The organism is Aristaeella lactis, assembly GCF_018118585.1.
Classification (GTDB): domain Bacteria; phylum Bacillota; class Clostridia; order Christensenellales; family Aristaeellaceae; genus Aristaeella; species Aristaeella lactis.
Map to the genome: position 1 here is coordinate 14,949 of NZ_CP069422.1, position 22,988 is coordinate 37,936.

General features: G+C 37.4%; 11 protein-coding genes. All 11 read left to right on the forward strand.

Features of this window, described 5'->3' with window-relative positions; all coding sequences use genetic code 11:
- Positions 1-113 precede the first annotated feature (113 nt).
- Positions 114-6,569 carry a DUF4011 domain-containing protein gene (locus tag JYE50_RS15400; protein WP_084095656.1) on the forward strand — a complete coding sequence of 2,152 codons (6,456 nt, stop codon included), beginning with the start codon at positions 114-116 and terminating at the stop codon, positions 6,567-6,569.
- Positions 6,562-8,295 carry a serine/threonine-protein kinase gene (locus JYE50_RS15405; RefSeq protein WP_179138308.1) on the forward strand — a complete coding sequence of 578 codons (1,734 nt, stop codon included), beginning with the start codon at positions 6,562-6,564 and terminating at the stop codon, positions 8,293-8,295. The genes JYE50_RS15400 and JYE50_RS15405 overlap by 8 nt, the downstream gene beginning before the upstream one ends.
- A gap of 123 nt (positions 8,296-8,418) precedes the next feature.
- Positions 8,419-9,711: a hypothetical protein gene (locus tag JYE50_RS15410; RefSeq protein ID WP_084095654.1), complete on the forward strand. Its 1,293-nt coding sequence runs from the start codon at positions 8,419-8,421 to the stop codon at positions 9,709-9,711.
- A 2-nt stretch (positions 9,712-9,713) separates the two neighbouring features.
- Positions 9,714-10,328: an FHA domain-containing protein gene (locus JYE50_RS15415; protein ID WP_084095653.1), complete on the forward strand. Its 615-nt coding sequence runs from the start codon at positions 9,714-9,716 to the stop codon at positions 10,326-10,328.
- Positions 10,319-10,927 carry a 4Fe-4S single cluster domain-containing protein gene (locus JYE50_RS15420; RefSeq protein ID WP_084095652.1) on the forward strand — a complete coding sequence of 203 codons (609 nt, stop codon included), beginning with the start codon at positions 10,319-10,321 and terminating at the stop codon, positions 10,925-10,927. Before JYE50_RS15415 ends, JYE50_RS15420 begins: the two co-directional genes overlap by 10 nt.
- Positions 10,924-12,798 carry an AAA family ATPase gene (locus JYE50_RS15425; RefSeq protein ID WP_084095651.1) on the forward strand — a complete coding sequence of 625 codons (1,875 nt, stop codon included), beginning with the start codon at positions 10,924-10,926 and terminating at the stop codon, positions 12,796-12,798. The genes JYE50_RS15420 and JYE50_RS15425 overlap by 4 nt, the downstream gene beginning before the upstream one ends.
- Before the next feature lie 36 nt (positions 12,799-12,834).
- Complete coding sequence (locus tag JYE50_RS15430) at positions 12,835-13,590, forward strand: PP2C family protein-serine/threonine phosphatase (protein ID WP_084095650.1); 756 nt, start codon at positions 12,835-12,837, stop codon at positions 13,588-13,590.
- Positions 13,591-13,603: 13 nt separating this feature from the next.
- Positions 13,604-15,118, forward strand: coding sequence for a DUF6273 domain-containing protein (locus tag JYE50_RS15435; RefSeq protein WP_084095649.1), 1,515 nt, complete (start codon positions 13,604-13,606; stop codon positions 15,116-15,118).
- On the forward strand, positions 15,118-17,976 hold the full coding sequence (locus JYE50_RS15440; protein ID WP_084095648.1) for a serine/threonine protein kinase: 2,859 nt from the start codon (positions 15,118-15,120) through the stop codon (positions 17,974-17,976). Before JYE50_RS15435 ends, JYE50_RS15440 begins: the two co-directional genes overlap by 1 nt.
- 281 nt (positions 17,977-18,257) lie before the next feature.
- Positions 18,258-21,353, forward strand: coding sequence for a hypothetical protein (locus JYE50_RS15445; RefSeq protein ID WP_084095647.1), 3,096 nt, complete (start codon positions 18,258-18,260; stop codon positions 21,351-21,353).
- 1 nt (position 21,354) lies between these two features.
- Positions 21,355-22,986, forward strand: coding sequence for a site-specific integrase (locus JYE50_RS15450; RefSeq protein WP_084095646.1), 1,632 nt, complete (start codon positions 21,355-21,357; stop codon positions 22,984-22,986).
- The last annotated feature ends 2 nt before the right edge of the window (positions 22,987-22,988 follow it).

Here is a 22,988-nt window from a genome sequence, read left to right on the forward strand (position 1 = left end):
AAAAGTCATACAGCAGTTGAATTTCATGTATTTGGGCGAAGTCATAGATTCCCAAAGATAACAAGAAGAAAAAGTATACATATCATGGATACTGAATCCACAGGAGTGTCAATATGAGTGAGGCGAAAACTGATAGGGTTATAGAACGTAAACTCGATTCTATGAAAAAGCAACTCCTCGATACAGGTAAGCGTAACCGAATGATAAATTATAGAGAAACTAAACGGGCAACGCTTCGTATTGTTACTCCTACCTATAAAGATCTTTTTGATCGCCTTGCCATAAAAGAGGAATCGCTCAGTTTTCAGCATCCGATTGATCAGGATTATGATTTACGTGCATATCATTTTCTTACACTCATGAAAACACTAGGGCATGAAATACCTGTACGCATTGGAGATATAGAAACAAACGTAAGCACGCCATCCGAACAAAAAACAACACTAAGAAATCTCCGTTCAAAAGCACGTCTAGCTCAAGAGGAGCAGGGAACAAATATCCTATATCTTTCGTTTGGGTTCATCAAATGGCGGGAAAAAAACAGCACTACATCCCCTGTTATGGTTTCACCACTTATTATGGTTCCAGCTTCTTTGACAATTAAGGAATTGAATGCTCCTTACATGTTAAACCGGTATGATGATGATATTGTTGTTAACCCAACACTATCATATAAGTTTGAACATGAATTCAATCTGACTCTGCCAGAGTTTGAAGCCTCAGATGAGAATTCTTTGGACAAATACTTTTCAAAAATTGAAAAGATTGTCGACCAAAGAGGATGGCAACTTATCAGAGAAGTCAGCTTGGGATTGGTTTCTTTTCTTAAAATTAGTATGTACTATGATTTGGAAAAAAAGCATGACTGGTTAATGAAGAATCCCAACATCAGGGCTTTATGTGGAGATCCGGATGCTATTCAGTTGCCCGAAGAAGCTGCAAAACTAAACAATCCCGATATGATTAATCCTATAGATCAGTATCAGGTGATTGATGCAGACTCCAGCCAGCAAAAAGCCATTCAGCTATCCAAGATGGGTGTTAGCTTTGTGATGCAGGGCCCACCCGGAACCGGGAAAAGCCAAACAATAACTAATATTATAGCTGAAGCTTTAGCAAGTGGGAAAAAGGTCCTATTTGTATCTGAAAAAGCCGCAGCGCTTGAAGTAGTACTCCGTCGACTGAAAGAAGCTCATATAAGTGATTTCTGCCTGTCCCTTCATGATTATAAAGCTAATAAAAGAGATGTTTTGAAACAAATCGGTGATAATCTGAGAATGAAGAAAATCGCCGTTAAAAACACTGCTACAAATAATCTGGTCCGCTTGGCCAAAAGACGCGATGAGCTTAATACATATGCAAAAGAACTCCATGAAACAATTCAACCATTGAATATTTCATTGTATGAAGCCTTTGGCGAATTGGCGCAATATATTGAGCCGGTTGATTTTGTGTGTGAAATCAAAAACGTGGAAAAAATCTCTGAAATTGATTTTCAGATGATGTCATATAATGTTGGAAGATACATCAGAGCTTTCGAAGAAATGAGCTGTGGCTTCGCAGACAATCCGTGGAGAGGAACATTAGTTAAAACAACCAGCACATTGTACCTTACAGAATTAAAAACAAGAACTAGCAATCTACCCCATAACATTGCCAAAACGGTTGCCATAATGGCTATTCCAATCGGGCCGGATTCATGTCCTGACGCAACATTGGGAGATGTAAAAGAGGAAATTGAAAAGCTATCTCTGACTTTACGTATCCCTATTCATTCATATCAACTTCACTCTATGTCTGTTCCAGCAAGAAAGAAGTTATTACTTGCAGCAAAAACAGCCAGGCTCACGCAAAGTGCTTATCAGGAGACACTTTATGAATGCAAAAAAGTATATGATAATAGCGTCTTCAAAGCACCGTTTGAAAACTGGTTAATGAAATTCAATCAATATCTACAGATAATAAAATGCTATTCTGGCTGGTTCTATTCTTCAGATGAAATGATTCTCAATCAATTGGATGCGATTGTTGAGAAAGCAAAAAAAGTTGATATTCGTATACAACCGATTTTAAGAGACATTAAAACATTTCGTAGCGTTGCTGCTCTTTCAACAGAAGATGATGATATTTCGTTGCATGAAGCAGCGTCTTTCCTGAATAGGTTAAACAAGATACTGGATATTTCTTCTCCGTTTATTCCTTGTTGGCTAAATGCCAAAGAAGTGGAGGAAGCAAAGACACTGTTGATGGGTGCAGCAGATGCTGTACAAAAGCAAAATGCAACAGGAAACGAAATAGAGAAGCATTGGCTCTCAGGCGTGTTGCAATATGAATCTAAAGCATTGCAAAACAAATGTCTGTCCGTCATTTCAACTATCAGAAATCGAAAAATGGGTATTTTGCTAAAAGGAAACGTAGCTGAGGAACTAGAAAAAACAGCAGATGAGGCCAGGCAGACCCAGAGAAAATTGGAACAGTATACTGAAGCAGCAAACCAGGTCATGAAATGTTTCAATTTTGATATGGTGGATACATGGAAACAAATGGAATTCGCAAAGGAACTAGCACAGCTAGTTTCTGAATCATCGAGTGTTTTACCGCTATGGTTTAATCAAACACGTAGAAACGATGCAACATCTTATTTGCAAGAAGCAGAAAAAAAGACAAAACTGTATAAAGACAAGATGGAGTTGCTTAGCAAAGAATGGGATATTGGTATAGTCAATATCGATGCCAAAGAATTGTTAAGCAGATTCAAAAAGAAATATGGCGGACTTTTTGGTCATATAAAAGCACAATATAAAAAAGATCTGGCTTCTATTCAAATTCATTCCAAGAACAATAACACAAAGTATACAGATGAGCAATTGATCAAAATGCTTTATCAGGTTAGGGATGCACAGGATGTGCTTTCCTGGTTTACTGAGAATGAAGTCATTTTACGCGGCGCTTTTGGACGACATTATCACAATGTAGACTCAAACTGGAAAGAGATAGCTTCTGGTCTGAACCAAGCACAGCATATTGTCAATACTGTTGATCGTTATAAGGGATTATCACTGCCATTGCTATCAAATGTCCTGGAAGATGAACAGAATTCTAAGGCAATTCAGGAAATCTCGCAATCTATATTGACTGGGTCAAATTTGACGAAACTGCAAAATGAACTCATTTCAATTCATGCATATAACACTAGCAGCAATATTAGCTTTGTAAATACAATCATTCCCATTCTAGAAGCATTAACAGCAGACTGTTATTATGTTAGCCAGTATGTAAGAGAGATGGCGCAGGCAAACAAAGAAGGAGTAACTGATCTCACTCTTTCGCAAATCGAAAAGCTTGCACAATCTTTAGAGGCACAAGAAGCTTACAAACAATGGTTCATTGATAAGGCTGATCTGATTGAAAAATATACGATTGGAAATGATTACAACAATGAATCATTCTGGAATCAGCAATTGAAACATTTGAATGAAGCTATAGATGTACGTGATGTACTAACCGACAAACTACTAACCGAGGATTTGATTGGATTATTATGCGATCAAACCAGTTTAGGTAAATTGCAAGAATCTGCGAGAGATATCATATCAAGACAGAACAAAGAAGATATATCAATAGTACTTCAGGAAGGTACAGACTTTATTAATCAGAAAAGTAAAGTTAAATCTTTCAAGGAGTTACTATGTGGGGTCAGCGATGTCCTTCATGCCGCCAATGATCTTAAACATCTCGTTATGGAATGCAATATCTACGCGATTTTTGATATGGAACCTTCAGATGTATATAGTAGCATAAAAACACTTGTTACAGCCAAGGAACAAAAGGATAAATATAATCGAGTTATTGTGGAAAACAATGAACTGATTAGTCTTTTCGGGGAACAGGAAGACTGGTCATCAGTCATTGTTATTCTTGAATACGTTAACGCAATGGCTATAAACCAAGATTATAAGTCAAAGTTTACTGATGATTATATTAAATATTTCTGTGACAGTCAGGTTGCAAGGGAACAGGTTGCTCAAAGGCTAGATAAATTACGTGATCTATATCCCCATCTCGAAGAACAAATAAGTGAGTTTGTAAGTATTTTCCCAGATGAGGATAAGTTAATTGAGCGACCACTTTCATTAATTGCTGATCGCTATAATAAATGCATGAACAACATCGAACAGCTTGATATGTGGTTGAATTATAATGATGCACGTAAAGAGTGTATTGCATGTGGCCTCGAGAATTATGTTTGTATCATGGAAGAAAGAAATGGCAAAATCAAAGATGCAGAAGGCTGTTTCAGGTATTCATTCTTCCAGAGATGGTGTCAGGCTGTTATCGCCTCAAAACCTTCTATAGCAAGGTTTAAGAAGTTTACACAAGATGAAGCAGTCAATGAGTTCTGCAAACTTGATGTCGAACAATTTGCAACAGCTCAACAACGAATTCGCGCTAAAATAATTGATACATATCCCGATCCGAACACATCAACTGCAGCTGGTGACGAAATGTCAATCTTGCAGAGGGAATTAAATAAAAAGGCAAAAATCATGCCACTGAGAAAATTGTTCAGAACTATTCCAAATTTACTGTTACGCCTGAAGCCCTGTCTGATGATGTCACCGCTTTCTGTTTCGTATTTCCTCGAAGCAGACTCCTACCATTTTGATATGGTTATCTTCGATGAAGCATCTCAGGTCTTTCCACAGGACGCTCTTGGATCAGTTATGAGGGCAAAGCAGGTTATCATTGCAGGGGATACCCGTCAGTTACCGCCAACAAACTTTTTCTCTTCCAACACAGCAAATAAAGATGCTGATTTTGATAGTGAGGATGACGAAGATGATTTCATTGATGAAGAAATCAGCGATTCGATTCTCGAAGAAGCCGATAAGGTAATGAGAAGCAGTACATTGTTATGGCACTATCGAAGTCAAAATGAACAACTGATTGCATTCTCGAATCAGGAAATCTATGACAATCGCCTTATAACATTCCCCGGATGTAAAGAACATATGAAAGATACCGGTGTAGAGTTCGTTTATGTCAAAGACGGATTATACGAAGGCAAGCCCAAAAATTGCAATGTGTTGGAAGCAAAGAAATGTGTTCAGTTGATTGAAGAACATATTAAATGCCATCCTTCTCGTTCATTGGGTATTATTGCATTCAGCGAAAAACAGCAGCAGGCAATTCTTGATGAAATACAGGATTTTCGCGAATTACATCCCGAATACGAGTTCTATTTTTCAGAAGACAAACCAGATCCATTCTTTGTGAAAAACCTTGAAAATGTACAAGGCGATGAAAGAGATACAATTTTCTTCAGCGTGGGCTATGGATATACAAAAGAGCAGAGAGAAAAAAATAAACCGATGGCATTACGCTTTGGCCCGTTAGGAAGAAGCGGTGGTGAACGTCGGTTGAATGTTGCAATAACAAGAGCAAAAGTGAATATTAAGCTTATAGCTTCCATTCTTCCCAAGGATATTAATCTTGAGAAAACTGATTCGACCGGCATAAAGCTGCTACATGATTATTTAAATTTTGCTAGGCTTGGAACGGATGCTTTACATTCATCGAATGATGACACTGAACACGATATTATGTGCAGCGTTATTAAGGATTTTCTTGTTGAAAATGGCTATTCAGTCACTGAAAAACTAGGTTGTTCCGGATACAAAATTGATCTGGCTGTGATTCACCCACAAAATCCAGAATGCTATCTTGCCAACGTTGAGTGTGATGGTGCTTCGTTCGCTGATGCACAAACAGCTAGAGAACGTGAGCGTCTTCGCAAAGATGTGCTTGAAAGAATGGGTTGGTATTATTATCGTGTATGGTCTTCCGAATGGGTGAAAAATCCTGATGTTGAAGGAAAAAAACTACTTGCTTTCCTAAAAGAAGCAGAACAACGACCGTTTGATTATAGTTCTCGGTCCAACGAGCAGATTTCGGATCAGTATTTTAATGATCTTGTTGAGGAAGTCGTTGACAAACAGGAAGCAGATGAAGTTAACAAATATGGATTTGACGAGTATGTAGAAGCCGATTTGTATCATACTCCGCCGACAAGAAAAGGCTATTCCGTGACATTGAATGATCATATTCTTTATGCCGTCTCAATCGAACAACCGATTAGCATGGATCTTCTTTGCCAAAGGCTGGCTCCGGTGCTTGGATTTAACAGAGTTACAACAAGAGTTACAACAGCTGTAGAATATGCAGTTTATTCACTAAAAGATAAACTTGATAAAAAAGATGGCTTTATAACAATGAAAGGATTCATTAATCCGATAGTAAGGATTCCAGCATATGGTGAGGAGCAGCGCTCAATTAACAATATTGCTCCATGCGAATTAATGGAAGCAATGAGGACTGTGGCTAAAAAAAGCTTTGGGCTAAATCGAGATGACTTAATCAATGAGACCAGCAAAGCTTTGGGTTATGCCAGAAAAGGGCCAAGAATTCAAACTGTACTAGAAAGCATACTCGGCGAACTGATCAAGAGGAATATTATTCATATGGTAGATGAAAAAGTTCATACTGTGGAGGCAACTATATATGGATAATCGAACTGTGATAAATCAGCAACTTGAAATGCCTATAGCAACAACGATTAATCCAGATGTTCAGCAGATGACAATGCCGATAGTTACAACTATTAATCCGGATACAGTTGAAGAAAGTAGAAATACTGAGTCGAATAAAGATAGCTGGTTGCAATCTGGAAGTAAACTCCAAGGTTCTGAAACCTATACAGTTAGGCAAAAAATGAAAACAACCTCGGGAGAAGCAGATCTATATCTTTGCAAAACAGAATCTAACCGTATTGTTGTAGCAAAAGTTTATAAGCGTGAAAACCCACTGAAAACTGGCGTTGTTGAAGCGCTTAAAAGCATCAGATCTCCTTATGTAGCTCGAGTATATGATGTGTTTCTCTGGAATAATCACACTGTTGTAATTCTTCAATTCTATAAGAATGGAAGTCTTAACGGTAAAACGTATTCATTGGAACAACTAAAGGCCATGATTATTCCAAATATTAATGAAGGTCTCAAGGCTATACACAGTGTTAATCTGCTTCACAAAGATCTAAAACCAGCCAATATAATGCTTTGTGACGATGGGCTATCTGTAGCGATTATTGACTTTGGTATTAGCTCACTACTTGAAGAAGGAGCAACTGTGTTACTGACCCAGACAGGTATGACACCTGTATACTCGGCACCCGAACTGTTTAAAGGCCTAGCATTAGCAGAAGCGGACTATTATTCGTTTGGTATTACTTTGTATGAGCTTTTCTGTGGGAAAACGCCCTATTCAGATTTATCAGATGCTGAAATCGCAATGTTTTCCAGTATCCAAAGAATACCATTACCCAAGGAAATGCCGGGTGAATTGCAAAAGCTTATTGCTGCATTAACATATCCGGATATAACTAATAGACATGATAAATCAAATCCTAACAGGAGATGGATGTATGATGAAGTAAGAAAATGGTTAACAGGAGAATCGATTATTTCTCCTGGCGGATTTGATACAACGGAGATAAATCCTCTTGCTTTTGAGGGAAAGACATATCATACTGTTCGTGATCTTATTGAAGCAATGGGGCTAAACTGGAATGCCGGTAAAAGGCTTTTGTTTCACGGCTCCTTGGCAAATCATATTCGGGCAACCAACGCAGCAGCGTATGAGAGTTGTTGTGATGCAGTCAGAAAAGCTTCAGAAACCAATGCAAAGGACGATCTTGTCTTCTTTGAATTTTTGTATGATATGGTCCCCGAAATGGAAGCAATCTATTGGAAAGGAAGAAGATTTGCGTCTCCATCTGCCCTTGGAAGAGAGATGCTTGAAGCTCTCTGGAAAGAGAATGAATCACAGTATAAGCTATATGATACAATTCTTTCAGAACGAGTACTGTCAACATATGTCCTGTCAAAAGATTCCAACAACAACGACTTGCTACAGGTGATAAAAAGGATAGAGAATCTTTGGAAGATTTCCAAGGATGAAAAACGTGATCTTAGATATGTATATTATCTATCTGCGTATCTCCTGTCGAATCAAAAAATCTTGAAGATTGATAATGAAGAAATAAGGACAGTCGATGAATTGTCAGATTATCTAAATCGAAAACTACAAGTTTCCATAAAAACGTTTATTGAAGCCACTCATCAATTTGTCGATTATGACGGCAACCTGGATGTACAACTCGAAGCTTGGTTAACAGCTATCGGAAAAAAAGATGCTATTAACCAATGGAAAGAAGTACTTCGTAGTGGAGCCGAATGATAAAAAGAATGGGCATTCGTTAGTGGTATTCCGAATTGTGATGCTATAATACTTATTAACCGATAACGAGTTGTATATATCAGGAATCATTCATCTCATCGATAAAAAGGCGGGTGTGGGTTTATGAGCGGACCTAAATCGTCAAGTTACACACTAACTGCAGAACAAAGAAAAAAGATACTTGAGGAACAAAGGCGTCAAAGGGAACTCGAACAGGAACGTAAGCGTGTTGAAGCAGAAACGCAAAGAAAAGGTGGTTTACTGATTGAAATCAACAGTGAACTGGAAAAGCTTTCGCTTCAGATTGATAGATTGATCTTTTTGAAAAATGAATCGGAATATGATTTGCCGCTAATAGATGAGACAAAAAGCAAAATTGAAACCGTCAAAACCCAGATTGAAACTATTCGGAACAGGGAAACAACTACCTCATCAGAATTAAAGAGTCAAAATGAGCAATTATCTGGCTTACTGTACGAAATCTCTTCACATTATTCACTTTGCGCTGATCAGGTTTCAAAAGTCACAGACCGTTTTCATAAAGAACTTGATAGCAGAATTGCAGAAGGATTTCATCTGTCCTTTTCAAATCTTGGTGCTGATAAGCGGAAGAAAGACAGCACACAAATCATACGTATCAATGAAACAATGGCTCAGTTGTCAGGTATGACATTGTCTTCAAAATTGCAAAGTCATTTGAATGAAATCAAGAACAAAGCGGACACTATAACCGATCCGACTTTCTTAAGCAATTTCTATTCGGTTGTGGTTGTTCCATTTGTTAAAGAATGTAGAGAATTCGAGGCTGTTCAGAAAGAGCATGACGAATTGATCATTCAATATGCAATACTAGCTGAAGAATGCAATGTAAGCACAAAACCAGTACCATACAGCAAGGAAGGTATTGAATTCGTAAAGAATGAAATAGCCAAACTCGAGCAACAATCCATGAAACAAAAAGAGAGCGAATATATTAAGAAAGCGCTTGATGAAGCAATGCGAGAAATGGGATATGATCTTATAGGAGATCGGGTTGTTGCGAAGAAGAGTGGAAAACGAATTAGACATGAATTGTATTCTCTGTCAAATGGTACTGCTGTAGACGTCACATATTCAGAAAACGGTCAGATTACCATGGAGCTAGGAGGAATCGATCAGGTAGACAGACAACCGGATACAGACGAAAGTTTACAACTAGTCGAGGATATGCGAAGCTTCTGTACGGATTACGATGTCTTGGTAAAGCGACTAGCCGAAAAAGGTGTAAAAACTCAAAAGCTTTCCATTATGCCACCTTCTGTTGAATATGCTCAGATCATCAACTCTAATGACTATAGTATTAAAAAGCCGGTATCTCGTTATTCAGTTGTCAGTCATAGACAAACTGATACTTCAGTCATGCACAGGGAGAATTGAGTATGGAGAAGTTCAAAATATGCCCTTTATGTGGCAAACGTAATGCGCCGATTGCACTCGAATGTGAAGTATGCGAAACCGATATCTCCACAATCCGCCCCATGGATGAAGAGACAATAAAAACATCCATAGACGCTGCAGAGCAACCCAGTACAATCCCTTTGACAATGGCAAGAATTTGTGAAGAATGCGGATTCAGGAATCCACCCAACTCAAGGAAATGCCAACAATGTGGTGAAGATATTTCGGATGTTATTCCAACGAAAGTGGAATCTGTTAAGCGTATCCACTTTATTCTGTCCAGCTTGGATGGAGAATTTGCCTTTCCGATACCAGAAGGAAAAACAATTATCGGCCGAGAAGCTGCCATGTCTGAATATCTGACAAATAAGTGCTTCGTTAGCCGAAACCATGCAAAAATTATTTTGGAAAACGGCAAGATAACAGTTGAAAACATAAGTAAAACTAACTATACATATATAAACAACGAGAAAATCACCGGCGATACTGTTGAACTGCATGATGGTGATATTATGGGTTTGGGTGGGAATGAAAAAGACGGGAAACGCCAAGATCAGGCTGCCTATTTTATGGTGAGGATTGGTTCATGTATATAGCGCGTATTCTTTATCCGGTTAAGGTGCTCGGTCCAGGCGATCGAATCGTGATCTGGTTCGCAGGCTGTGAACATCAATGTCCCGGATGTAGTAATCCAGAATTATGGGATCAGAACGAACGCTATCATACTGATCTAAACTCTGTGATGAATTTGATTAATCTGATTGTCGATCAGCATAAAGTCGATGGCTTTACCATCACTGGTGGAGATCCGTTTTATCAACCGAATGCACTTAAGGAATTGTTATATGAACTAGCAAAGATTTCTTCGGACATTCTGGTCTACACTGGATATTCATATAACAAGATCAAAGATATATATTCCGATATCCTTGGTGATATTGCAGTATTGATTGACGGAAAGTACATTGAAGCAGAGAATCACGGCTCATTGCTAAGAGGATCCGATAATCAAGACATCCTGATTCTGAATGAGAATGTACGGCCTATTTATGAAAATTATCTATCAACACATACAAGTAGCATTCAGAATTTTTCAACAACTGATGGAATCATTTCAGTGGGCATTCATCATCCCAGGTATGAAGAACAATTACTAGAAATTAGCAAAAGAAAAGGATTGGAGGTTAAGTCATGAGCGAGGTTATTCTTTCCAAGTGGCATCAGGAAATGGATATTTTCAGAAAAATCAAACCATGCTTGATTATGGAAGGGAACATACTGGATAGTTATATGTATCCGCTGGAAGGAAGTCTTCCTCAAGGCTCCATTGTCAGACTTACAGACTATTTACATTACTATTTCAAGGATATTGGTTATGAAAACATTGTAATGTATGATGGCATCCGGGGTTTTTATAACAAATGTGAAGACGGATATATCCAGAAATTTGCTGATCTCGTTAACGTTAGTATTGCAGGCAATCGTAGTATTATTGCTGAGTTTCGCGGCAAGGGAACAGGATCTGCTGCATTGATGGTAGAAACAGCACTTATTCAGAATGAATCGCCTACAGTTGTGATTATGGACTTCGCTTCGCGGTATATTTGTGACCCTTCTCATCTAACGCAACCCGAAATAGATGGTTTCACCATTTTAATGCAGGCTTCACTGGATGCACAAGAAGTCAAAACGGAAAATGGAATTCTGAAAAATCTAGTCATTCTTTTAGTCAACAAGCTTAATGACGTTCCTGCTTGGTATTATCTGGATAATCCAAATGTTAAAGCGATTTTGCTTAAAACTCCTTCCAAGGAAGAACGGATTCAGATGGTAAAAGGAGTCAATTTCAAAGCATTCTTTACAAATAAAATATACCAGGAAGATTATCCATATTATGAGAATCACCCTGATGAATTGGAAAAAATCCAAGATCGTTTTATAGGCTTAACAGAGGGTTTTACCTTTACGGAATTAAACGGACTCAGAAGATTGTGCAAGAATCAAGGAATTAGAATTAATGATTTGTGTTCCATTATTGACTTGTACAAATTTGGCATCAAAGAAAACCCATGGAACAAACTTAATCCGGATGATTTTAAGGATGCTTATGCAGACTTCGAGAAACGCGTTAAAGGACAGCCGAATGCTCTGACTCAGACGTTGGATGTGATTAAGCGAGCAATGACTGGAATGGCTGATATTTCCGCATCGACTCATGGAAAACCGAAAGGTGTCCTCTTCTTTGCTGGGCCTACCGGTACCGGCAAAACAGAAACAGCAAAGACAATTGCTGAAAAGCTTTTCGGTGATGAGAGTGCTTGCATTCGCTTTGACATGAGCGAATTCGGGCAGAGCCATAGCGATCAGCGCTTACTGGGTGCTCCTCCTGGATATGTCGGTTATGAAGCTGGTGGTCAACTGACTAATGCAGTAAAGAATAATCCGTTTAGTATTCTCTTATTTGATGAAATCGAAAAAGCACACCCCTCAATTTTAGATAAATTCCTGCAGATCCTTGAAGACGGAAGAATGACCGATGGCAAAGGCGAAACGGTTTACTTCTCTGAAACGGTTATTATCTTTACAAGCAACCTCGGCATCTATGAGCGTGGACAGAACGGAGAACGAATACAAATGGTATCTTCTGATATGTCCTATGACGAGGTTAAAAAAACTGTTCGTCAGGGAATTGACAATTACTTCAAGCTCCAACTTGGCAGACCGGAAATTCTAAACCGTATCGGAGAAAACATCGTTGTCTTTGACTTTATTCGACCCGAGATAGCCGAAAAGATTTTAAAGGCACAACTAGATAAAATAGTGGTAAATCTGCACACGAACAAGAAAGTGGAACTAACTATTACCAATAGAGCATTTAATGTCCTCAAGAACAAAGCATTAAACAATCTTGAAAATGGTGGCCGTGGAATTGGCAATATTGTTGAAAGCTGCTTCGTTAATCCCCTATCAAGATATATGTTTGATAATAAACTGCTAAATAATTGCCAGATTACGATTGAAGATATACAAGCCGAATCAATGCCATATTCAATTATAGCAACATAATTTTTTCTCCTGAAAAATAACAAGGAGGTTGCTTCGATGACATTTCGAGTATCATTTTGTATAGAGTCTGGGAAAAACAAGAAACTATGCGATGATTCAGCTTTGGTTGGCACCTCTATCATTAATGACGAAACTGGTGTTTTGGAAGTTAATGTTCCTACATGGATATGTTTATGTGATGGTGTTGGCGGAAATGCTGGAGGTCAAGAAGCATCATTGTTTGTTACACAAAAACTAAGTACTGCAGCAATTCCAACCAGCATAGAGGATGTAAAGAGAATTGCTGTAGATATTAACACTAATCTTCTGGAGCAAGCTGTTAATACTATTGACCATAAAACAATGGCTACAACAGCCACTGCAATTTGTTTTACATATGATTCTGTATTCATGTTTCACGTTGGAAACACTAGGCTATATTCCAAACGTGGGCCTTACATTCAGCAGATAACTGTCGATCAAACAACATATCAATGGTTACTTGATCGAGGCAACATTGAGGCGGCGGAAGCATGCAACAAAAGTGAAATCACGGGCGCCATGGGAGGCGGAAGAGCAGACTTATTAAACCCTATTGTTGTTGAACAAATATTCGAAAGAAAAATCCCTACCACCATCATACTAACAACAGATGGTGTTCATGAATTTCTATGCCAAGACGAAATTGAAGAAGTCCTGGCCAATGATAAAACCATGTTAGAGAAAGCACAAATGCTTTGTAAGCAAGCACTGGAGCAAGGTTCGGACGATGATAGATCTGTAATAATAATAGAATCCATTAACAGGAATTAAGGGGTATAAACCAATGGATGAAAAGACTCTTGCCAAACTTGATGAACTTGGTGTAGATTTTTATTCCTTACGTCATTATAAGTTGCTTAAGCTCTTTAATATTGCGGGCATTGAAGAAAGTGAAGACATTGTTGATGAAATGCTCTCCAATGATCAGTATTTAGAAGAGTACGGCTTAAGACAATCTATCAAACAAGGTTCTGTTATTTATTTCGGGAAATATAGTGAAGATTATGGCGAATTTGCTAATAAGCCCATAGCATGGAAAGTAGTCGATATAAACAACGATGAAATGTTGCTTATATCTTGGTTTATACTTGATAATTTGACCATGTTTAACGACCAAGTTATATCAACATGGAAAAATTCATATTTACGAGCATGGCTAAACAATACTTTTTTGATTTCGTGTTTTACACCTTCTGAAAGAGAAAAAATCTTATATACACAATTAATAAATGAGGAAGAAGCCACATCTGACAAAGTTTTTCTGTTCAACGAGAAAATGGTAAATACTTATTCAAGCATATTAAAAGACTGCCAATCTTTACAATGCTCATATCAATATAATACGTGGTGGCTTAGTTCTATCAAAGCACTAAAGCCAGATTGGAGTTATTCCTATAACTATTATATGACCTATGCAAGTATGACAACCGCAGAAGTAAGTAATACTTCAACAGATTCAGCACGAGGAGTTCGTCCTGCCCTGCGTTTATCTATCAAATCAAAGATATTTAAGCCAATTACAATTCCAAGAGACAATATCATATCAATGCATATGGCGCCTATACTATTCGGATCTTATCCTCAGGGAGAAAGTGAAGATGTTATATCGCCTATTGAATGGATCATAATCTCCGCTACTAGCAGCTACGTGAAATTGATGAGCAAATATGTTCTAGACTGGAAGCCATTCAATACTAAAATGAAGTCCAAAGATAAACAAGTATGGATTGGAAGTCTCCTGGAGAAATGGCTAAACGAAGAATTTCTTTATAAGGCATTTTCAGAGCATGAACGTTCGCTTATTTTGAAAAATGATAGTGGTCTCACAGATGACACATATGATGAATTTTGTCCAGATTATGCTGTCCCAGACGCAGTTCCAAGACATACGCATGTTGAAGATTTAGTTCATGTTATGTGTCCAAGCTACGATGAATGCCCTGGAATTGGAACATACAAGAATCGAAAGCATGGAGAAAACCATGGGTATTTTAGTCGTTGGGAACCTAAAAATGATATAAAAGGAACAGGAGATTCTATCGCATTTCCAACACAATTAGCCATCTCACATGGAGCTCCTTCTGAAGGAAGCTGTAAATATTGGTTGCGTTCACTTGGAAGCTTTGGAGGCAATGAAGCTATTGCGGATGAAGAAGGTTGGTTGAATGCCTTGGAATTCGATTCTTATGCTGGTGTAAGGCCAGTCATCACACTTGATCTTACTACAGATGTTTTGAAATACATCCGCAACAATAGCATATTGACTAGTCATTCCATATACAAGAGGTGGCCGATTTAATGGATAATCATCAATCAGAAAATAAAACTATATTTAATCAAAATATAGATAGTAGTGAAACAGTATTGAATTCTGCCATAAACGCTCAAGAAACTATTATTAACACAGAATTAAGCACGGGAAATTCTATTCCTCTCGGAACCATCTTATGCGAAGTTTATGAAGTGATTGAAAAGCTGGATGTCATAGCAGGAGAAGCTGATTTATATATATGTTCTTTTGCAGCAAGAAAATATATAGCGAAAGTTTATCGTCGAAAAATAGCAATTAAACCTGAAGTCGCAAAAAGGTTGGCAGAAATTCGTTCACCTTTTGTTGCACGCATCTTTGCAATGGGTGAATACAATGGATATCCTGTTGAAATATTACCTCTGTATATAAACGGAAGTCTTGCCGGAAAAACCTTCTCCTTCGAACAATTAAAATATGAGATTATTCCTTCGGTTAATGAAGGCCTGCATATACTTCATACAAATAATATTATACATAAGGATGTAAAGCCCTCGAACCTTATGCTAAACAACGATGGGAGAACAGTTGCAATAATCGACTTCGGAATCAGTTCTATAAGGGACAGTGGAAGCACAGTAATTGTTACTAGAACAGGATTGACACCTGAGTATTCCGCACCTGAAACGTTTAGAAACCTCTTCTTAAGCGAATCAGATTATTATTCATTTGGAATAACCATCTATGAATTATATTGTGGACATTCTCCAAGTCAGGGCCTTACGCAGGAACAGATTGAGCAATTCACCTTGATCCAACAACCTCCAATTCCTGATGATATGGAAGAAGAGCTGAAGGATTTAATTAATGCATTGACATATACTGATATCAGAAACCGAAAAGATAAATCAAATCCCAATCGACGTTGGGGCTATGAAGAAGTTATTAATTGGTGCAATGATGTTCCACAACCTTTACCCGGCATCTCTGGAACATCCTCAAATACATTAGCTTATAAAGCACAAAAAACGATATATCAAAACGTATCTTCAGATGAAGATATGCTTCCCTATAGATTCGCTGGACAAAGCATAACCAGTACGAAAGTGTTAGCAAAACTGCTTAATGAAAGATGGGATGAAGGGAAAAAGCATCTCTTTAGGGGGCTTCTGCTAGAACATTTCAAGAAAGACTCAAATGCAGAAATAATTAGCTACTTAATGGATTTCCAAGAAGAAGCAGAAACTGCAAATCCTGATGTCTTAATGTTTCGATGCATATATGCAATAGACTCGTCGCAAAAAAAGCTTTTATGGAAAGGAGAAATCTTCGATAATCTATCAGAACTGGGATATCAATATCTCAAGGCAATTCGTTCAGAAAATACCACATTCATTGATATGATGAATGAAATGCAATTCATGGGAATCCTTTCACTGTATGTTCAAATCATAGATCCTACTGCAAAAAAACAAATCAACACACTAAGAGCAATTGAATCAGAGTACAGATCATTTAGTGGAAGTAAAGAAGAGTCTCTATCCAAGCAGTATCGTTTGGCATATATGCTTTCAGATAAGAAAGATTATGAGATAGATTCTAATCTGTTTAGCGATATACCAAGTTATGTTAAACACATCAATGAAAAAGCAACTAAAAATGGCAATACTTTTGAATACGAATTGCGTTCCGACATTTATCCGAATGGGAACTTCAATGCACAGTTTATAAACTGGATCCAAGCGATAGATCGTTCTGATATTCTTGGACAAAGCATTGACAAAAAAGACGAGGCTTTTTTCGATCTTATTTATAGAATCAACCCTGATTACAAATCTCTATCTTGGAATAATAATCAGTATGCTAACATATATGACCTTGGTGTTAAATACCTCTCTGCTCTTCGTTTGGAAAAGGTTGCAATAATTTCAACCATAGATGAATTATTTGAAAATAAATGTGTCTCCCGATTCTTAAGATATACCTCACCATCAGAAAAAAACAATATTGATCGGATAGAATTATTCGAGCAACAATTTAAAAATGTTGTTTCTAAACATGATAGAGAAAGTATGGTATTCCGTTTCAAGTTAGCCTATGAACTATCGGGAGATAAAACTCTATATATCGGCAAGAAACACTTCAGTTCTCTTGAGGACCTTGTATCTTTCCTTCATAGTCAATTCAGCAATTCACTCAAGTTATTTGACGAGTACTGTAACGAATTGATGATTGACGATTATACTTTATGCCCTCAATTTGAAGTTTGGTTAGCAGTCTTAGGAAAGAGCAAAGCAATAGATTCATGGGCATCTGGGGCTCCATTTATGACCAAAAAAGAAAAAGCGCTAAAATTCAGAGAATACATACTAAAAATCGAACAAGGGCAAAATATATCTCTCCATAATAGATATAAATGGTATTCAGAACTAGCAAGTATATTTGACGAGTTTACTCCTTTTGAAGCCTCTGCCTCATATGCAAAAAAATGCAGATACTATGCTGAAGAGGCAATTAAACTAGTCACAAAGCAAAAAAGAATTGCTGAGTATAAAAAGATACTTGCAAAACTTGATGATAAAAACACTATACCACAAGACCAACGTGAAGAATGGTATCTTTCCCTTGCTGAAGAATTATCTGAATATGCTGATATTGAAGAGGTTCAAGAAAAAATCAATCAGTGCAAAAAAGAAGCCAGGACATATCATATCATTTGCTTATATAATGATGCTATACGCTTAAAAGCTAAAGCGCAACGAGCAAATAATGAAGAGCGGCGCGAACTCTATGCTAAAGCTGCTGCATTATTTGCATCTCTGGGAACTGCTTACGAAGCCGATAAAATGGCAAAAGAGTGCGAAAATCTAGCTAGGATTGAAAGTGCAAATGATGTAAATGGCATATAGTACCGATTGTCAAATAAACAAAAATCTCAATACCGCAGAATGATACTTAATTATCATTAGGACAATCTTATTTCCTTATATATCAACAATCTCTATGCTTAATAAGCATAGAGATAATTTTTTTCAAAATCTCTCAAGAAATGACCAAAAAATAGAATAATAGTATATGGATTTTACTCTTTGATTATCACCGTGGCTTACGGGATATCAAGAGCAGAATTCTTATATCGTTTTTCAACAAGGAGCAATGAAGATTTTCAGAAGGTCAAAGGAGCATTCATATGAGAAAAAAGATTTTATCTCTTCTTACTCGGCTCGGTGCAAATGTGTGGGATGAAAGCGCAGTAATCCTTTCGCTACTGTTTTCTGTTGTGTTTTTTCGATCCTGCTCATCTGCTACCGATGAAGACACAGCTTTTCCATCTGCTCTGCAGAAGACAAAAGAATACTTTCATACTATTGGATATAGTCTTCCCTTTACTCCCGATACAGATAGCCTTCCTCTTTTCAAAGAAATAGGCAACTATATCTGTAATCATGGGTTTTCATCCATTTATTCTTCTATAGTCAACCCATTCGCTATTTATCCATCAACAGATCAATCTATTCCTTTAGATATCCAGTTTTCTCTGTCTTATGATGTAATTCGTCATGTGCAAAAGATTCATAATTCACCTACTCTTTCTTTCCCCAAACATTTTCAGGCTATTAAAAGCGAACTGTTTCCCGGATTAACCCAGCACGATATTTTAGCCTTCGCACATTCCATCGAAATCATTTGCATGGATTCAAATGTTCCTGTTCTGGAAACCGGATACATTCAGGATCTTTTGACATTTCGAAAACAAAACATAGGTGTATCCAACGACATGATCTTTTACATGTATATGTTGATTTATGCTCACGGAGTAAATAGTTGGAACAAAGCAAGTGAAGATAAAACTATAAAAACATATGACCCGTTAGTCGCTAAGCCATTATTTGAAATAGTGCTCCGTGTTTGTCACAATACCGATCCTATCACTGTAATTAAAGCAATTCTTTATCCCCCCTCACGCAATCTCTCTGGTCTTGAAACATCATATTTGTACCAACTAATAAAGAAGCAATCCGTATCCGGATCATGTCTTGTTATTGATCCCTCACCGGACCTTATCCATAAAATAGTTTCATATCAATTTGATTGCTCGTTTATGTTTTCTAATACCAGTCTTATGGAAATATACAAAAAAGCATTCCCATATTACGAAAAACGCATATATAAACTCATGGTCGCTTGGGCATATATGCCTAGATATGATTTGGTTGTTTGGTGTTCTACAGGTAAAGAGTGGGAATATGCTAAAAAAGCCAAAAGAGCACAGAATCATATTTCAACCTCAATAATCAATACCGATTCCCCAATGAAAACCAAAGCAGAAATAACAAAAACAATTGATAAAAAGCTTGAAGAAAATGAATCCTATTCAAAGAGCAAACTGCAGCCTATCTTTTATTGCAGAAAATCCTCATTTTTAATGGTTATGACTGACATGCAGTTTAACTTGAACAAAAATATACTGGCTGAAGAATTCAAGAAGGATGGAATATCGCTTAACAGTATTCTTTTGATGCCTACAAGACGACTGTCTTCTGTTCCTAACAATTATCTCATTCTTCAGTTAACACCCGGCAGTGAACCTGAAACAGTAGAAATACTCACCATGTTACCTACAGAGTATAAGGATATTTCACCCACAATGACTAAAGCTCGGATCCTTCATAAACATCTTTTTATTAATTACCACACTTTGATTTCAAGTAAAGAAAATATCCGTTCTCTTTTTACTCAATTTCTTCGTTCCAACACTCGTACTCGTTCTTTTGTTAATCATCATTCCGCTCAGCAATATAAGTATTCAGATGAAATCACCGTATGTTATCGTCTATATAAAAACCGTAAAAACCGTCCATATACGGCCATCTGTTACTATAAATCAGTCAATGGAAATCGTAGCGAAGAATTAGAAAGAAGTTCCAATACCATCGAAGGCATATATGATACCATCGAAGATCTTGTAAACCATGAACTCAGGAAACAAATCAAAAGTGATATTAAATACAGACTTCAAGAAGGCGATCTAAAGGGTATCATACCCTGTATAAAAACACTTAACTTTTATTGTTATGAAAGCCTAAAAACCAACGGAGATAGTTACTCCAGCAAACTATGTTCGGAAATCTTTTCCAATAAGCATCCTTATATCTCGTCAATACATCCTGACTCTCATACAGAACAAGATGAATATGAAAGGATAATAAACTTGGAATATCCAAAATGTAGCAACGAAGAGCAGAATAACATTTTATTACAAATCAAAATAATCCTAGAAGCATCCAAAAGCATGGGTATTGCAGTATATATTTCGCCTATCCAAGAGCTGCTTAACATATTAGAACTCGGGAAATACGAACGAGCAGAAATGCGTGAAATGTTGAAACGTAACCACTATTCTGATGACGAAGAATTGAAAATAGCAGAATATATCTTTGCAAAGCCCATCTCTGATTATCAAAAAATCAATATTATGACCGAAACCGTGTTTGATATACTTATTCACTATACGCCCGCAAGTTACTTTGAATTATGTGCATTAACGTGGGGCGATGTTCCCTATATTGATATTGCACATATCTATGAGTTGAACATTTCAAAAAAGATCGATACGAATAATAAAGCCATATATTATTCAGATATTTCAAAGCCTTTGAAAAGCCGTCCTGTTCCTTTGGCACCTATTCTTATACCTGTGATTGAAAAATATAAAGAACTGCTTATTGCAATTAACCCTTCTGCATGTGAATCAGAGCAACCATTTCTTCAGATAACATCAGATGATCATCCACGAACATTAATGGGCGTGTCTAAAGCTCAAGCTAAAGAATTTTACAAAACACTTGATAATTACAGTGGGCGTCAAGATATTCATAACTATTTTGACCTCCCAGGAACAGATATACAAGATGATCTGGATCAACGCAAGGGACCTCCTATGGTTCCCTCTTGGTTTCATCATTGTACTATGTTAGGTATGCAAGACGGACAATCATCATTCACAATAGGTATCTATCCAGACTCAACTGATGACAGGCATTATTCCGGATATATGTCCCCATTTCTTCAGGAAAAAATCGCATTGATTGTAAATCGCTGGATTAACAGTATGCTTATATCCTTACAAACGCCTACTTTGATTCAAGGAAGCTATAGACGTAAAGCAATTTTGGGACCGTTGAAAATTTCACCCCATACTCTTCTCGAAGTTTCCGGAGGAAAGTACGGGCTGAAACTCAGCGTTTCCGCTATGCAAAAGTCAAACAAAAAGGAGTGGTATTAAAATGAAAGCAAAAAAAAGATCAAGTAAACAGTCCAAAGCATTACTGGAAACATTTAAAAGTAAAAGTAATCAACGGAAAAGGAGTCTTGCCGAAAAACTGTTCCTTTTCAGCCTTCCGCAAAATACAATCACAACAATTGATGGAGAAAAAACTTTAGATGGTATCATGCATGCTTATTTTGATGAAATATCTTCTGATTGGAATGCTACTGAAACTCTTCAACAGTATGGCAAGCACTATAAAGAGACGCTACTTCCTGCTTTACTAAGTGTAACTGGTAATAAACCCATCAAGGATCTTACCAAAGAAGATATCGATAATGCCATGGATATTATCGAAGAAAAAATATTGAAAGAAGATTACAATGATCCTGCTCCGCATATACGGCATTATCGGGTGCTTTTTCAGAAGATTATAAAAGCTGCAATTAATCATACAGAATGTGAAGATATATCTCTGTGGGGATCCCCTTACACAGTATCTGAAAATGAAACCGAAAAACCACATAGGCTTCCCAAGTGTCTAACTCCTGAGCAAAACGCAACCGTGTTCTTTCTACTAACGCATTCACCCACAATGATGACAGGTGAATGGTTCGGGTTATTGCTTATGTATGCCTTTGGTTTAAGAAACAATGAGGCTTGCGGTGTAACGTTTGATGATATTCGTAAAATCGGAGAAGACTACTTCCTGTTTCTACATGTAAGCACCAAAATTGGCAAATCACAGATCAAACAAGGTCTAAAGACGAAGAATGGTTATAGAATACTGCTTGCCCTGAAAAAGATAATGGCAGTAATAAACAAACGGAGAGAGCATGTCAAAGCTTGGATAGCTGAAAATCAAGACAAACTGCCTGAAAAAGAACAACAGCGTCTCAAAACAAAGTCCCTTGATGAATATGTCGGCAAATTACGAATAGCCTGCCGAAAACACGATTACATATCAGGCATCTCTTCAGCACAACTATCCGATGCTGGGCGGAAATTTTTTCAAAAGCTGAAATATGACGAAGAAGAATTCCGGCAGGCCGATATTGAAACCAACAACAAAGCTAAAATGGCAATTGAAGGCTATGATTACCGCGATCCGTCTGCTTATCTGCTTCGCAGAGAGAATTCAACCGTTTTCAATATCCTAAATCTGACAGAGTCAGAACGTTCAGCATATATGGGTCATGCTGATAAGAATGAAATTCCAAAGTCCGAATACCGTACAGATGCTCGCCGTTCAGCAATTGTAGAAAAACTAGAACAGCGTCCTCTCCAGAATGATCTTTCATCCAGGATTATACCTATTGATATGCAACATCTTCCTGATCAGAAAAACATTATGCCGAATTATATATTTGATTTCTGCTTTTCGGAAGATACAACCATATATATTGAGATCACCTCTGATGAGCCTGGTGATGATTTCGATATAATCCTGACAGATTCTATTACTGGAGAGCAAATAAAAGCGCATTCGGATTATGCAATACAGCAAGAGTTTGTTGGACAGCCTTCTGTATTAAATGACTATCAGACAGCTTTAGTCAGTGCATATAATGATCTGATTTCTGATGCTCGAAGGAAAAATGCCCTCATACGCATCATACACAAATCTGCCAACCATAGAAATGAGGAATAAAT